Source organism: Moryella indoligenes (assembly GCF_030812885.1).
Taxonomy (GTDB): Bacteria; Bacillota; Clostridia; order Lachnospirales; family Lachnospiraceae; genus Moryella; species Moryella indoligenes.
Genome location: NZ_JAUSTO010000002.1, coordinates 35,627 through 50,212 on the forward strand (window position 1 = coordinate 35,627; position 14,586 = coordinate 50,212).

General features: G+C 56.0%; 15 protein-coding genes and 1 riboswitch. Of the genes, 11 read left to right on the plus strand and 4 right to left on the minus strand.

From position 1 onward, the window contains the following. Positions 1-47 precede the first annotated feature (47 nt). The 7 genes from J2S20_RS01515 to J2S20_RS01545 all read left to right on the plus strand — a co-directional run bounded on the left by J2S20_RS01515 (position 48) and on the right by J2S20_RS01545 (position 7,391). On the plus strand, positions 48-1,445 hold the full coding sequence (locus J2S20_RS01515; protein ID WP_307252315.1) for a sodium/glutamate symporter: 1,398 nt from the start codon (positions 48-50) through the stop codon (positions 1,443-1,445). Positions 1,446-1,536: 91 nt separating this feature from the next. Further along, positions 1,537-2,706 carry a M20 metallopeptidase family protein gene (locus J2S20_RS01520; RefSeq protein ID WP_106612977.1) on the plus strand — a complete coding sequence of 390 codons (1,170 nt, stop codon included), beginning with the start codon at positions 1,537-1,539 and terminating at the stop codon, positions 2,704-2,706. Between the two features lie 106 nt (positions 2,707-2,812). Beyond that, positions 2,813-2,927, plus strand: a riboswitch (FMN riboswitch). A 161-nt stretch (positions 2,928-3,088) separates the two neighbouring features. Beyond that, positions 3,089-4,183, plus strand: coding sequence for a bifunctional diaminohydroxyphosphoribosylaminopyrimidine deaminase/5-amino-6-(5-phosphoribosylamino)uracil reductase RibD (gene ribD / locus J2S20_RS01525; protein WP_307252320.1), 1,095 nt, complete (start codon positions 3,089-3,091; stop codon positions 4,181-4,183). After that, positions 4,183-4,872 carry a riboflavin synthase gene (locus tag J2S20_RS01530; protein WP_307252321.1) on the plus strand — a complete coding sequence of 230 codons (690 nt, stop codon included), beginning with the start codon at positions 4,183-4,185 and terminating at the stop codon, positions 4,870-4,872. Before ribD ends, J2S20_RS01530 begins: the two co-directional genes overlap by 1 nt. Positions 4,873-4,916: 44 nt before the next feature. Then, complete coding sequence (locus J2S20_RS01535; protein WP_106612980.1) at positions 4,917-6,122, plus strand: bifunctional 3,4-dihydroxy-2-butanone-4-phosphate synthase/GTP cyclohydrolase II; 1,206 nt, start codon at positions 4,917-4,919, stop codon at positions 6,120-6,122. Between the two features lie 55 nt (positions 6,123-6,177). Then, entirely contained in the window at positions 6,178-6,645 is a 468-nt protein-coding gene (gene ribH, locus J2S20_RS01540) for a 6,7-dimethyl-8-ribityllumazine synthase (protein WP_307252326.1), read from the plus strand. Further along, entirely contained in the window at positions 6,645-7,391 is a 747-nt protein-coding gene (locus tag J2S20_RS01545; protein WP_307252329.1) for an HAD family hydrolase, read from the plus strand. The genes ribH and J2S20_RS01545 overlap by 1 nt, the downstream gene beginning before the upstream one ends. On the opposite strand, the gene J2S20_RS01550 is transcribed toward J2S20_RS01545, so the two are convergent. From J2S20_RS01550 to J2S20_RS01565, 4 genes are read right to left on the minus strand one after another with little or no spacing between them, the layout of a single operon-like run. Next, positions 7,315-8,580, minus strand: a complete 1,266-nt coding sequence (locus J2S20_RS01550) for a MalY/PatB family protein (protein WP_307252333.1) — start codon at positions 8,578-8,580, stop codon at positions 7,315-7,317. The two genes, J2S20_RS01545 and J2S20_RS01550, sit on opposite strands and share 77 nt — an antisense overlap. Before the next feature lie 7 nt (positions 8,581-8,587). Continuing rightward, the gene (locus J2S20_RS01555) at positions 8,588-10,606 is read right to left on the minus strand and encodes a heavy metal translocating P-type ATPase (protein ID WP_307252336.1); all 2,019 of its coding nucleotides are present in this window, start codon (positions 10,604-10,606) and stop codon (positions 8,588-8,590) included. A 2-nt stretch (positions 10,607-10,608) separates the two neighbouring features. Next, positions 10,609-10,824 carry a cation transporter gene (locus tag J2S20_RS01560; RefSeq protein ID WP_106612985.1) on the minus strand — a complete coding sequence of 72 codons (216 nt, stop codon included), beginning with the start codon at positions 10,822-10,824 and terminating at the stop codon, positions 10,609-10,611. Between the two features lie 57 nt (positions 10,825-10,881). Next, positions 10,882-11,241: an ArsR/SmtB family transcription factor gene (locus J2S20_RS01565; RefSeq protein WP_106612986.1), complete on the minus strand. Its 360-nt coding sequence runs from the start codon at positions 11,239-11,241 to the stop codon at positions 10,882-10,884. A 454-nt stretch (positions 11,242-11,695) separates the two neighbouring features. On the opposite strand from J2S20_RS01565, the gene yfbR reads away from it, so the two are divergent. Genes yfbR through J2S20_RS01585 form a run of 4 tightly spaced genes read left to right on the plus strand, consistent with a single transcriptional unit; the run spans position 11,696 to position 14,586 of the window. Beyond that, complete coding sequence (gene yfbR / locus J2S20_RS01570; RefSeq protein ID WP_307252342.1) at positions 11,696-12,313, plus strand: 5'-deoxynucleotidase; 618 nt, start codon at positions 11,696-11,698, stop codon at positions 12,311-12,313. Continuing rightward, positions 12,310-12,969: a thiamine phosphate synthase gene (gene thiE, locus J2S20_RS01575; protein WP_307252344.1), complete on the plus strand. Its 660-nt coding sequence runs from the start codon at positions 12,310-12,312 to the stop codon at positions 12,967-12,969. Before yfbR ends, thiE begins: the two co-directional genes overlap by 4 nt. Further along, positions 12,969-14,048 carry a DUF3810 domain-containing protein gene (locus J2S20_RS01580; protein WP_307252346.1) on the plus strand — a complete coding sequence of 360 codons (1,080 nt, stop codon included), beginning with the start codon at positions 12,969-12,971 and terminating at the stop codon, positions 14,046-14,048. Before thiE ends, J2S20_RS01580 begins: the two co-directional genes overlap by 1 nt. A gap of 40 nt (positions 14,049-14,088) precedes the next feature. Then, a complete protein-coding gene (locus tag J2S20_RS01585; protein WP_307252348.1) occupies positions 14,089-14,586 on the plus strand; it encodes a hypothetical protein in 498 nt (165 codons plus the stop codon).

The following is a 14,586-nucleotide window of genomic DNA, read 5'->3' on the forward strand; positions in this document are numbered from 1 at the left end:
TCTGTAAAGGTTTTGTATGAGAAATCAAGTCTAAAGGAGGCAAGAATATGACATCTGCAATGTTAACTGATTTGCTGAAAAGTCTTGGCTTATTAGGGCTTTTCCTGATAATCGGCACGCTTATCAGGGCAAAGATCCGCATTTTTCAGAAAACATTCATTCCGGCGTCTGTTATCGGTGGATTTCTTCTTCTGATTTTAGGTCCACAGGTTATTAACATTCTTCCTGTTCCCGATGACTGGTTCAAATACTATTCCATGATTCCTGGCATCCTCATTGTTCCGGTCGTCGCCTCTGTTCCCCTGGGACTGCGATTTGGCAAAACTGGAGGATCAACGGATGCCGGATTTATGAAGAATGTTGTTCCCCTCATGTTTATAGGACTCGGAGTATCCATGATGCAGTTCGGCATAGGATATCTGGCTCATATTCTCTTCCAAGGCAGCTTTGATTTCTATGATCAGTTTGGCATTGAGCTTCCCATCGGCTTTGTCGGCGGACATGGTACAGCCGGCACGCTGGGCAACACATTAAAAGAGATGAATCTCCCCTACTGGGAAACCAGCCAGGGTGTCGCAACCACGACGGCAACCTTTGGTATCGTTGGCGGCATTATCATCGGTATAATCCTGATTAACTGGGCTGCTCGTCATGGTCAGACTGCCATGCTGGACAAGCCTGCAGACATCCCGGAGGCTTTTAAGGTTGGTTTCCATAAAAATATGAAGGAGCAGGGCTCTCTCGGACGTGAAACTACCATGTCCTCTTCCATTGATACCCTGGCCTTCCACACCGCTTTAATATTCATCGCCTGCGGCGCTGCCTATCTTTGCGTAAAAGGAGCTAAAACCGCCAGCATACCCGTTTTGAAAAGCATCTCTGTTTGGGCCTACGGCATGATCTGCATGTTTATCCTTTGGGGTATTCTCTGTAAGCTCAAGATGGATTATCTGGTCGATGGGGCTGTGAAGAGCCACATTTCCGGTGCATTCACAGAGTTTGCCGTCATCGGCGCTGTGGCTAGCCTGCCGATTAAGGCCGTTGCTGCCTATCTTATTCCTATTATTACCATGGTCTTTATTGGCTACCTGGTAACTGCGGCATGGCTTGTTCTTCTCAGTCGCCATTTGTTAAAAGGGTACTGGTTTGAGCAAATGATCGGAACCCTGGGCATGGCAACCGGTGTATTTATCACCGGTGTGCTTCTTCTTCGGATTTGCGACCCCGATCTGAAAAGCCCGGCTTTGGCCAGTTATTCCTTATCCTATACTGTTACCAGCGTTATTTACTTCGCTCTGCTGAATATGTTCATCATTATGCCCACCACTCACAGCGTAATGATGGCCTCTCTGACAGGCTTCGGCATTGCCCTCGCCTGCCTGATCGGTGCTGTGATTTCCAGCCGTATTGCCTTTGGCAGGATTATGCCTCCGCCAGTCAAGTGATTAGTCTCGCATTGACAAACAGACTTCCTGGTTTGCAGGAAGTCTGTTTGTAATCAAAAATCCTGTATTTATAAAACCAAAGGGAGAAGCCATGAATCTGATAGACAACGCCCGTTCTATTCAACTTCATCTTGTTGACATACGCAGAGAGCTTCATCAACACCCGGAAGAATCCAACAAGGAAAAGGACACCGCAGAGCTCATAAAACGAGAATTGATGGAGATCGGCAGTTGGACCATACGAGATCAGATTGGGGGTTATGGCATATTGGCTGATCTGGTCGGCGCGGTTCCTGGCCCCCACACTGCGCTGCGAGCCGATATGGACGCTCTATCCATCCAGGAAGAGACAAATTTGCCTTTTTCGTCCCAAAATCCTGGAGTTATGCATGCCTGCGGCCACGACAATCATATCACCTGTCTTTTGGGCGCCGCCCGGCTGCTGGCCATGCATAAAAATCAGCTCAAAGGACAAGTTCGCCTGATATTTCAGCCCGCTGAAGAAAACGCTCCGGTTGGCGGCTCTCGCAAAATGATTGCAGCCGGCGCCCTTGAGGGAATAGATCGGGTATTTGGACTGCATGTATGGCCTAATCTTTCTGCAGGGGTGCTCGGTGCCAAGCCCGGGCCTCAGATGGCCGCCTCAGATCACTTCATCGTCCGTATCAAGGGCGAAAGTGCCCACGGAGCCATGCCCCATCTGGGGAAAGATGCTCTTATAGCCGGAGCGCATTTTGTATCTGCCGTTCAAACTATCATCAGCAGAAACAGTGACCCTCTTGATCCAGGCGTAATCACCATAGGCGTCATGAAGGCAGGCTCCCGCTACAATATCGTTCCGGAAGAATGCTTGCTGGAGGGCACGTGCAGAACATACTCTGCTGAAATGCGTGAGCTGGCTGAAAAAAGACTTGAACAGCTCTTGAAGGGAATATGCTCCGCTTACGGCTGCGAGGGAGACCTCGATTATCAGCGGGGATATAGCGCATTGAGGAATGATCCGGAGCAAGTAGAATATCTGCTGACAACCTGGGGAAAACTTTTTGGCCAGGACAGGAGCATCCGCGTACCTCAGCCTGCCATGACGGCAGAGGACTTCTCCTTCTATTTGGAAAAAACACCCGGCGCCTTTGGCTGGCTGGGCACTCAGGCCGAAAACGATCCAGAGGTCTGGCCGCTTCACAGCTCTCACTATAAAGCGAATGAAGATGTGCTGTGGAAGGGTGCTGCCCTGTTTGCTGCTCTGGCCTTGGGTGTCTGAGTATCTCCCCCTCACCACCTGTGGCTAAAAGGCGTATGAAGAAAAGGAATAAGGTCTATAGTCACAATTCCCTTGACAGTCTCTGAACCCCGCCGTATGATATGGGTGTAATCTTCAGGGCAGGGTTAGATTCCCTACCGGCGGTAAAGCCCGCGAGCCGAAAGGCATGATCCGGTGTGATTCCGGAGCCGACAGTACAGTCTGGATGAGAGAAGATGAGGCCAAGCTGCGTAGCTTGGCGTGCGCTTGTTTTTATTGCCCTGGAAGCTGTCTTCCGGGGCTTTTTATTTTTCTTCTGCTCCTTCTTTCTCTCAATGCCTCCCTGTATGTATGAACACCACTCCCGGCGAACGGATGGAAGAATACCAGGAAGGAGAATTTCATGAATCTCACATTTATGCGGCGCGCTGTCGAGCTCGCCCATCGCGGCGAGGGACGGGTCTCCCCGAATCCGCTGGTCGGTGCCGTTCTTGTGCGGGAAGGGCGCATCATCGGCGAGGGCTGGCACGATCACTACGGCGACCTGCACGCGGAGCGCGCAGCGCTGAAGGACTGTGCGCAGCGCGGAGAAAGCGCGCGCGGCGCCGAGCTCTATGTCACGCTGGAGCCCTGCTGCCATCACGGAAAACAGCCTCCCTGCACAGATGCTCTCATCGAAGCCGGCATTTCCCACGTCTATGTCGGCTCCGGTGATCCGAACCCAAAGGTCGCAGGACAGGGTATCGCTCTGCTTCGTGCAGGCGGCATTCAGGTCACGGAACAGGTACTGAAGGCAGAATGCAGGGCGCTGAATGATATCTTTTTTCACTACATCACCAGCGGACTGCCTCTCGTGTACTTAAAATATGCGATGACGCTCGACGGAAAGATTGCCTGCTACACAGGAGCCTCCCGCTGGGTAAGCGGGGAGGCTGCAAGGGCCGAGGTGCACAGGCTGCGAAACCGCTGCGCCGCAATTATGGTCGGGGTAAATACCGTGGAGCAGGACGATCCGCTTCTGACCTGCCGCATGGAGGGAGGCAGAAACCCGCTCCGCATCATCTGCGACTCCACCCTGCGGACGCCGCTTGATTCAAGGATCATACAGAGCGCATCGGAGATTCCGACCCTGCTCGCAACCTGCTGTGAGGACAGCGACAGAGCGCAGCGCTATGAGGCGCTGGGCTGCCGCATTCTCCTCTGCCCTGGCAAAGACGGCCGCGTGGATCTTCCCGCTCTCATGCGCGCACTCGGCGCAATGCAGATAGACAGCGTGCTGCTGGAGGGCGGCGCAGAGCTCGCCTGGAGCGCGCTCCGGGACGGCGTGGTTCAGAGAGTACAGGCCTATATCGCCCCTAAGCTCTTTGGCGGGAGCCGCGCAAAGACGCCGGTCGGCGGAACCGGCTTCGCCGCGCCGGATCAGGCGATACAGCTGAAGCATACACAGCTGAAACAGCTGGGAGAGGACTATCTCATCGAAGGGGAGGTGATACGCTGATGTTCACAGGACTCATTGAGGAAACCGGAGCGCTGAAATCCATACAGCGGGGCGCCCACTCCGCCGTGCTCACCATAGGCGCAGGACGCGTGCTGGAGGGCTTAAAAATCGGAGACAGCATCGCGGTCAACGGCGTCTGTCTCACAGTCACAGACTTCAGCTCCTCCGGCTTCAGCGCGGATGTCATGCATGAGACCCTGAACCGCTCCTCCCTCGGCACACTTCGTCCGAACAGCAGGGTGAATCTGGAGCGAGCCATGCCCGCGGACGGACGCTTCGGCGGTCACATCGTCTCCGGCCATGTGGACGGGCTCGGAACCATCACAAACATACGCCGGGATGACAATGCCGTCTGGTACGAGCTGCGCGCGGAGCCCGCTCTGCTTCGCGGCATTGTAGAGAAGGGCTCCATCACCATCGACGGCATCAGCCTCACTGTGGCCTGTACAGGCACGGAGCGCTTCTCCGTATCTGTGATCCCGCACACGGCGGCTGTGACGACGCTCTCCGAGCGCCGCGTCGGCGACCGGGTGAACCTTGAGACGGATATTATCGGAAAGTATGTGTCGCAGCTGCTTCGCTTTGAACACCCCCGCTCTCCCGAAGTGCTCCCACAGGCGGAGGGTGGAAAAGAAAGCGGCGGGACATCCAACATCACCCGCGATATGCTGCTCCGCTGCGGCTTCTGAAAATGATTTGAATGAAAGAATCAAACAATACAGGAGGAACTGTTATGGCTGGATTTAATACAATTGACGAGGCACTCTCGGAGCTTCGCGCCGGGAAGATCATACTCTGCATCGATGATCCCGACCGCGAAAACGAGGGGGATTTCATCTGTGCCGCAGAATTTGCCACGACGGAGAATATCAATTTCATGGCGACGCACGGCAAGGGACTGATCTGCATGCCGATGGCAAAAAAATATGTGAAGCAGCTTCAGATTCCACAGATGGTTATGGAAAATACGGACAATCACGAGACCGCCTTCACCGTATCCATAGACCACGCAAGCACCAGCACCGGCATCTCCGCCGCGGAGCGCTCCGTCACCGCTATGAAGTGTGTCGACGAGAACGCCCGGCCGGAGGACTTCCGGAGACCGGGACACATGTTCCCGCTGCTCGCAAAGAAAAATGGCGTGCTGGAGCGAAACGGTCACACGGAGGCAACCGTAGATCTGTGCCGCCTTGCGGGACTGAAGGAGTGCGGACTCTGCTGCGAGATTATGCGTGAGGATGGCACCATGATGCGCACCACGGAGCTTCTGGAGCTCGCAGAGCGCTTTCAGCTCTGCATCATCAGCATACGGGCGCTTCAGGAGTACAGAAAATCCCACGACATTCTGGTGGATTGCGAGGCTGTTGTAAAAATGCCCACCCGATACGGCGAATTCCGCGCCTACGGCTATGTAAACCGTCTGAACGGCGAGCACCACGTGGCTCTGGTGAAGGGCGATATTGGCGACGGCCGGGACATCCTGTGCCGCGTGCACTCCGAATGCCTGACCGGAGATACCTTCGGCTCGCTCCGCTGCGACTGCGGCCAGCAGTTTGCCTCAGCGATGACTCAGATCGAGAAAGAGGGCCGCGGCATTCTGCTCTACATGCGGCAGGAGGGGCGCGGCATAGGTCTCATCAACAAGCTGAAGGCCTACGAGCTCCAGGAAAAGGGCATGGACACCGTGGAGGCAAATCTCGCCCTCGGCTTCGGAGAGGATCAGCGTGAATACTACATCGGCGCGCAGATTCTGCGTGATCTCGGCGTCAGATCCCTGCGCCTTTTGACAAACAACCCCGATAAGGTCTACCAGCTCAGCGGCTTCGGACTTGAGATCGCCTCGCGCGTCCCGATCCAGATGAACGCCACGCCCTACGACCTCTACTATCTGAAGACCAAGGCAAAGCGCATGGGACACTACTTAAACTACGGAGAATAAACAGTTCCCCGGAAGAGCCCACAGTATAAACAATCATCCAAAGGAGGATACTATCATGCATAAATTTGAGGGACAGATGATCGCGGGGGATATCCGCATCGGCATCGTCGCCGCCCGCTTCAATGAATTTATCACCTCCCGCCTGCTCGGCGGCGCGGAGGACGGCCTGCTTCGGCACGGCGTCTCTGCAGATCATATTGATGTTGCCTGGGTTCCCGGGGCGTTCGAGATCCCTCTGATTGCCCAGAAGATGGCAAAGAGCGGAAAATATGACGCAGTGATTGCCCTCGGCGCAGTGATCCGCGGCTCCACCACACACTACGACTACGTGTGTAGCGAGGTATCCAAGGGTCTGGCAAATGTCTCGCTGTGCAGCGACATCCCGGTCATGTTCGGCGTCCTGACCACAGAGAATATCGAGCAGGCGATCGAACGGGCGGGCTCCAAGGCCGGCAACAAGGGCTATGAGTGCGCAGTCGGCGCGATCGAGATGATCAATCTGATCCGGGAGATTGAGGCGTAATGACGGAAGGAAATACATATAACGCGGGTAATGCCGGCAGAAGCCTGAAAAATGTGATCTTCGACTACGATGGCACGCTGCATGAGACCATGCGCATCTACGGGCCTGCCTTCCGGAAGAACTATGAATTTCTGACAGCACAGGGCCTGATGCCGGCGCGGCAGTTTGAGGATGCGGAGATCAGCAAATGGCTCGGCTACCCCGCGGGAGATATGTGGCGGCGCTTTGCGCCGCAGCTCTCCGAAGCAGAGCAGGGCGCCTGCAGCGCACGCATCCAGGAGGAAATGGCTAGGCTCATTGAAAACGGTACGGCACGCCTCTATCCTGCTGTGCCCACACTGCTTGACACGCTGAAGCGCGCAGGCTTTGGCATCTATCTGCTCAGCAACTGCAAGAGCAGCTACCTCGACGCGCACAGGAGAGTGATGAAGCTGGACCGATGGTTCGACGGCTACTACTGGGGCGAGGCCGAGGGCTGGGCCCCGAAGCCGGAGATCATGAAAAAGCTGCTCAGGGAGCATCCGGGAGCTGCCGTGATGGTCGGAGACCGCTTTCTGGACTTTGAGGCGGCCCGGGCCTTCGATCTCCCCTTCATCGCCTGCGCCTATGGCTACGGTTCGCCGGAGGAGTGGCGGGAGGCAGCGGCGGTCGCAGCTTCCCCGGAGGAGCTTAAGACGCTGATTCCACAGCTGCTGCCAGCTGCTCCATCGCCTTTCGGAGTACACTCCGCGGGCAGGCCGTATTGAGACGCATAAACTGCTCAGACTCCCTTCCGAACATCTTTCCCGGATTCAGCCAGAGCTTTGCCTCCTCAATGATGAGCTTCTTAAGCTCCGGATAAGGAAGCCCCAAACCGGAGAAATCAATCCACAGCAGATAACAGCCCTCCGGCTCTGTCACCCGGATATCCGGTACATTGTCTGCAAGATACTGCTTTACAAAATCAATATTTCCCTTCAGATAAGCAAGCAGAGCATCAAACCAAGGCTCTCCCTTCTCGTATGCAGCTTCACAGGCAACCATCCCGAGCGGATTCATCCCCTCAAAGCCAGTAGAGGCCAGCTGCTTCCGGAAGCGCTCCCGCAGTGTCTCATCCGGGATGATGATATTTGCGGTCTGCATACCCGCAAGGTTAAAGCTCTTGCTCGGCGAGGTACAGATGATATAGTTCGTGGCACAGTGCGCAGCCGTTCTTGCCCACGAGATAAAATGATGCCCCGGCCAGATAAAGTCACAGTGAATCTCATCCGAGACAACCGTGACGCCATATTTCCGGCAGAGCTCCGCCATGCTGAGAAGCTCCTCCTCCGTCCACACGCGTCCCACCGGGTTATGCGGACTGCAGAGAATAAAGAGCCTGATCTGCTCCTCCCGAAGCTTTTGTTCAAAGTCCTCGAGATCCAGCTCATAGCGCCCGTCACGCAGCAAAAGCGCGTTGTTTACGACGCGGCGTCCATTCTGAAGAATCGAAGCTTCAAAGGGATGATAGACGGGCTTCTGAATGAGCACCGGATCGCCCGGCGCGGTGTATGCAAGAATCGCCTGTGCAATCGCAAAGACCACTCCCGGAGTCACTGTGAGTTCCCCGGGATGTATCTCCCATCCATGCCGCCTTAAAAACCATGAGGCGACGGCCCGCTCATACGCTGCATCCGGTTCGGTATAACCAAAGATGCCGTGTGTGGTTCGCGCTCTGATCGCATCCAGCACCTCCTCCGGCGCGCGAAAATCCATATCCGCCACCCAGAGCGGCAGAAGGTCATCCCGCTTCATGATCTTCATTCCGGCATCGTACTTCACACAGGCGGTACCTCTCCGCTCTGTCACTCTGTCAAAGCCATAGTCCGTCGTTCTGTCTCCTCCTGTCTCAGGCCGTCCTGCTTTCCGCAGGCTGCGCCTCTCTCTGCTTAGAAATATCACTCCGGTATCAATCAATCTCTCATCAGCGCTCCACCTTAAGCGCCCGCATGGAATTCAGCACCGCGAGCACTGTGACTCCCACATCGCCGAATACCGCCTCCCACATATTGGCCATTCCCAGCGCGCCAAAGAACAGCACTGCCGCCTTTACAAGGAGCGCAAAAAACACATTCTGGCGGACGATGCGAAGCGTGCGACGCGAGATCCGGATGATCCCCGCGAGCTTCCCGATATCATCGTCCATGATTACGATATCTGCGGCCTCAATTGCCGCATCTGAGCCGAGACTTCCCATTGCAATGCCAACATCTGCCCGCATGAGCACGGGCGCATCATTAATGCCGTCTCCGACAAAGCCGAGCCTGCCGTGCGACTGCCTCTCCTTTTCTGCCGTACCTCTTCTCTGCCCGGGCTTCTGTCCGCTGACAGCAATTTCCTGCTCTGTCGCCCCTTCGGATGCCATGCCACCTCTGAGCAGCGCCTCCACCCGCTGCACCTTGTCCTCCGGCAGCAGCTCGCTGTATACCTCATCCATGCCGAGCTTTGCCGCAGCTGCCTCCGCGCTCTCTCTTCTGTCGCCGCTCAGCATGACACAGCGCCTCACACCCAGCTTCCGCAGCGCGGAGATCGCCTCCTCTGCGCCGGGCTTCACTGCGTCAGCAATCACGATGCTGCCGATGAACTGTCCGTCGCAGGCAAGGTACACGGCTGTTCCGATCTCTGTGCGGCGCTGAAAGCGAATCCCACGCTTCTCCATGAGCTGCGCGCTGCCAAGGAGCAGCTCTCTTCCGTCACAGCGCGCCGAGATCCCCATTCCGGCGATCTCCTGCAGCTCCTCCGGTGCCGGCAAGGCTGCGCCCGCAGCAGCCTCCAGCGATTCTGTCTCCTGCACAGCAGCAAGCCGTGACTGTACATCCCGATACGCTGCGCAGATTGACTGCGCGATGGGATGTGTAGAGCGGCTTTCTACGATCGCTGCGAGCCGCAGAAGCTCTGCCTCAGTATACCCGCTGGCGGCCGCAGGATAGATGCCGCTCAGCCGAAACGTCCCCTCTGTCAGGGTTCCCGTCTTATCAAAGACCAGTGTGTCCAGCTCCGCCGCGGCCTCCAGAAAATTGGCCCCCTTCACCAGAACGCCAAGCCTCGATGCCGCACCTATGCCCCCGAAAAAACCGAGCGGAACAGAGATAACCAGCGCGCAGGGGCAGGACACGATGAGAAAGATACAGGCGCGGTGTATCCACTCCGCAAAGCTGGCCTGTAGAAGCAGCGGGGGAAACAGCGCGAGCAGCACAGCTCCGAGCGTCACCACCGGCGTGTACCAGCGGGCAAAGCGGGTGATAAAGCTCTCCAGATGCGCCTTTCGCTCCCCGGCAGTCTCCACGAGCTCCAGTATCCTTGCAACCGTCGAGTCCTCATAGCACTTTGTCGTGCGCACACGCAGCACGCCTGCGCCATTTGTGCAGCCGCTGATCACCGCATCACCGGGTCCCACACTGCGCGGTACGGATTCTCCGGTCAGCGCCGCAGTATCGAGAAGAGACTCCCCGCTCAGCACCTCGCCATCCAGCGGAATGCGCTCTCCGGGACGTACCACGATAACGCTTCCCGGCTCCACTTCATCCGGCTCTGCCTCACGCAACACTCCATCCTCCTCGAGATTCACATAATCCGGGGCAATGCTCATCATTTCTGTAATGGAAGCGCGGGACTTCCCGACGGCATAGCTCTGAAAGAGCTCGCCGATCTGATAAAAGATCATGACCGCGCAGGCCTCTGAATACTCTCCGATCCCAAAGGCCGCAGCTGTCGCAATGCTCATGAGGAAATTTTCATCAAAGATCTGACCGTTACAGATATTTCTGAGGGCTCTCCGCAGCACATCATATCCCGCAAAAAGATAGGGGATCAGATACAGCGCTGTCCAGACAGTACGCGAGACTGCCGGCAGCATCTCCCTCTTCTCAACAATCATGAAAAGAAGAAAGACTGCAGCCGAAATCAGGACTCTCTGCAGGAGTCTCTTCTGTTTTTTGTTCATACTCAGACTTCCACCTCGAACTCTGCCTCAATATGCTTTCCGACCCGTATTGCCTCCGCAAGCACTGCGTCAAAGCTTTCATCCTCTGCCTCAAGTGTCAGCTTCTGCGTGAGAAAGCTGACTCTCGCATCAATGACGCCGTCGACCTTCCGTATAGCCTCCTCCACCTTTGCGGCACAGTTTGCGCAGTCAATCTCACACTTAAACCTCTTCTTCATGGCTCTGTCTCCTCACTCTTAGTTCTGTATTGATAAGCTTCTGATTCTCCGCTGTCCTCATTCCTCGATATGCTCCCGGCCCTGATCGATCATCGTCCGGACGTGATCATCCGCAAGAAAATAAATCACAAGCTTCCCCTCCCGCCGCGCACCGACGAGCTTCGCCTGCTTCAGGATTCGCAGCTGATGTGAGATTGCAGACTGTGTCATATGAAGCGTCTCCGCCAGATCACAGACGCAGATATCCGCTTCAAAAAGCGCGTATAGTATTCGGATTCTGGTTGAATCTCCAAAGACCTTAAAGAGCTCCGCGAGATCACAGAGTGTATCCTCGTCCGGCATTTTTTCCAGAACGTCGCGCACCTTGTCCTCATGCAGCTCATACACCTCGCAGCGCTCCACATCATTTACCGCCATTTTTTCTCTCCTTCCATAATTTATTCATAGCAAAAATATCCGCGTCTCCTCGTGCTACATGTGGGGCGGGCCATGAAGCCACTGCTCCTCCGGCGTGCAAGCACGTCTCGGAGCGTGGCTTATACCATAAGTTATATCCTATGATATCCGGAGCGCTCCGCACTTCGTGCTCTCTCGCTCCTACCACATTCCGCACTCCCGCGACGCTTCCGCGTCTCTTCGTGCTACATGTGGGGCGGGCCATGAAGCCACTTCCCCTCCGGCGTGCAAGCACGCCTCGGAGCGTGGCTTATGGCCCTTGATATCATATGTTCACTTGTTCATTTGTTTGTTTTTAATATAGCACGCCCTGCGGCGAAGTCAAGAAAAAGTTGAAATTGAAGGCACTGCCTCCCTGTTTGCTTTCTCTGCATTTTTCGACTATGATAAGGGAAAAATGACTGGAGAATATTAGATGAGTTCTCATTTTTTTGCAGCGATTTCGCGTATGAAATACATTGAGCGCTGGGCCCTGATGCGCTCCTCCCGCCCCGAAAACCTGAGCGAGCACGCAGCGGAGGTTGCCATGATCGCCCACGCGCTCTGTGTGATCGGAAACACCCGCTACGACCGCCATCTGAATGCCGACCGCGCAGCTGTGATCGGCCTGTTTCACGACGCCTCCGAGATCATCACCGGAGACATGCCCACCCCGGTAAAGTACTATAATGATGAGCTGCACCACGCCTATAAGCAGGTGGAACAGGTCGCAGAGGAGCGGCTCATCTCAAAACTTCCGGAGGATCTGCAGCCCTGCTACCGCGCGCTGTTCCACGAGACGTGCGCCGAGAACAGCGAGGCACACTACCTGCGGCGGCTCGTAAAAGCTGCGGACAAGCTCTCTGCGCTCATCAAATGTATTGAGGAGGAGCGCGCCGGAAATACAGAATTCCAAACCGCAAAGACCAGCATCTCTGCTGCGGTACAGCAGCTTGCGGCAGAGCTTCCCGAGGTCAGGGACTTCACAGAGGAATTTCTCCCCTCCTACGGAAAAACACTGGATGAGCTTTTGCGAACAGGAGAATCATTATGAGACTTACAAAAAATGAAATGAGGCAGGCACTGCGGCTCTATGCCGTGACCGACCGCAGATGGCTCCCGACAGCGCACTCCCTGCGCGAGGTCGTCGCATCAGTACTGGACAGCGGTGCGACCATGCTGCAAATACGCGAAAAGGAGCTGGATGACGCTATCTTTCTCGACGAAATACGGACTCTGCAGGAACTCTGCACAAAAAAAGGAGTCCCCTGCATCGTGAATGACCGCGTAGAGCTCGCAATCCGCGCCGGTGCGGACGGCGTACACGTCGGACAGTCAGATATCATGGGGCGGGACATCCGTGCCATGATAGGCCCCGACAGAATTCTTGGCATCACCGCAAAGACAGTTGCGCAGGCACGGGCCGCAGAGACCTCCGGGGCGGATTACATCGGCACCGGTGCGGTGTTCGGCTCTTCCACCAAAACCGACGCCCTCGCCATGTCTGTAGAGCAGTTCCGCGCGATCACCGACGCGGTGCATATTCCTGTCGTTGCAATCGGAGGCATTCACGCGGATAATGTCCGCCAGCTCGCAGGAAGCGGCGCGGCCGGCATTGCCGTGGTATCCGGTATCTTTGCGTCCGGAAATCCGAAAGCGGCAGCCGCAGAGCTCCGAAAGCTCTCGGACGAGCTCTTTTCTGCGCGCTGATGTACAATATCATCATGCGACCAGGCAGAGAGAACAGCAGCACGCTGCTCCACCGGCTTGTTCCGCTTCCCGCGCTCCTTATGCTCCTCGCAGCGCTGAGTCTCCGTGTCGCCGCACGCACACTGCCTGGATTTGCAGATCGCTACGCGGAATACTGTAACCCCATACTCGTAAATACTCTGGGACGTCTCTCCGCTCTGCTCCCCTGCTCTCTCGCAGAGCTCCTGCTGCTGGCCTCTCTGCCGCTTGCCCTTCTTCTGCTGTGGCGACGCAGGCTCCTCAGAGCTCTGCTCTATCTGCTCCCGGCACTCTTTCTCCTATTCGAGCTGAATGAGGATATCTATTTCTCACGGACCGGCTTCGCCTCCGCATATCAGCTGGAGCGCGGCGACTACTCAGACGAGGAGCTCTATGGGGTCTGCCGCGAACTCGTCGCAGAGATAAATCAATATGCCGGGCTTGTCCCACGAAATGCAGATGGCATGATGCAGACAGAAGAAGCACTCCCCGCGCGAATGTGCAGTGCAATGCAGGCACTCGGCCAGGACTATCCCTGCCTCTCCGGCTGGTATCCCCGTCCGAAGGCAGTCCTGTGCTCCTCTGCTTTAAGCCGCATGGATCTCACCGGTATTTACAGCATCTTTACCATCGAGGCGAACTATAACCGGGACATGCCCCCCTATAATATTCCCTTCACGATTGCACACGAGCTCTCACACCTGAAGGGCATCATGTCCGAAAAGGAAGCAAATTTTATCGGCTATCTCGCCTGCCGGAGGGCTCCGGAACCCGATCTCCGCTACAGCGCAGCCATGCTGGGCTGGATCTACTGCGGAAATGAGCTCGCAAGACGAAACGCTGCGCTCTGGAGGCGCGCTGCCTCGACGCTGGATATCCGGGCGGAGCAGGATCTTCGCTACAACTCTGCCTTCTGGAAAACCTATGAGGGCAGAATCTCAGAAACAGCACAGACGCTGAACGACCGCTACCTGAAGGCAGAGGGACTCAGCGAGGGCACACGCTCCTACGAGCTGGTTGTGGATCTCATCGTGAGCTATGAGCTCCGGAACACGCCCTGACAATTCACACACCCAAAGACACTCAGAGGAGGTATCTCTCGTGAAATTCAAATCCGTCAACGAAACAGATCAGTTTTCCTTCCGCGACTCTCAGCTCTTTCAGCTCTCCCTGAGCGGAGATCCCATCTCCATGGAGCTGGAGGCACTGATCGTCCTGCCCGGAAACACTCAAAATACAAATTACACGGAGAGCTATGCAGGGACGGTACAGCTGCGCTTCACAGACGCCCGTCTGCTCTCCGCGGTACGGGATGGCTATCGCTACAGAGATCCGGACGGAAAGCTGTTGAGCGAGACCCCCGACCAGCCGCTTTCAGAGGAGGCGCTCGTGTCCCTCCCTTCGCACTGTGAGGGAGCCTATCTCTATGCCATCGAGGAGCTTTCGGAATTGAACGGAAAGAGACGCTGCGCGCTTGCGATAGAGCTCCCACAGGCGGAGCAGTACGACACGCTGATCACAGATTCCTATCACCTGATCCTCAGCTATGAAAAGGCCATCTTCGAGTGGGATCACTATATGAACCGCGTACAGGAGTAA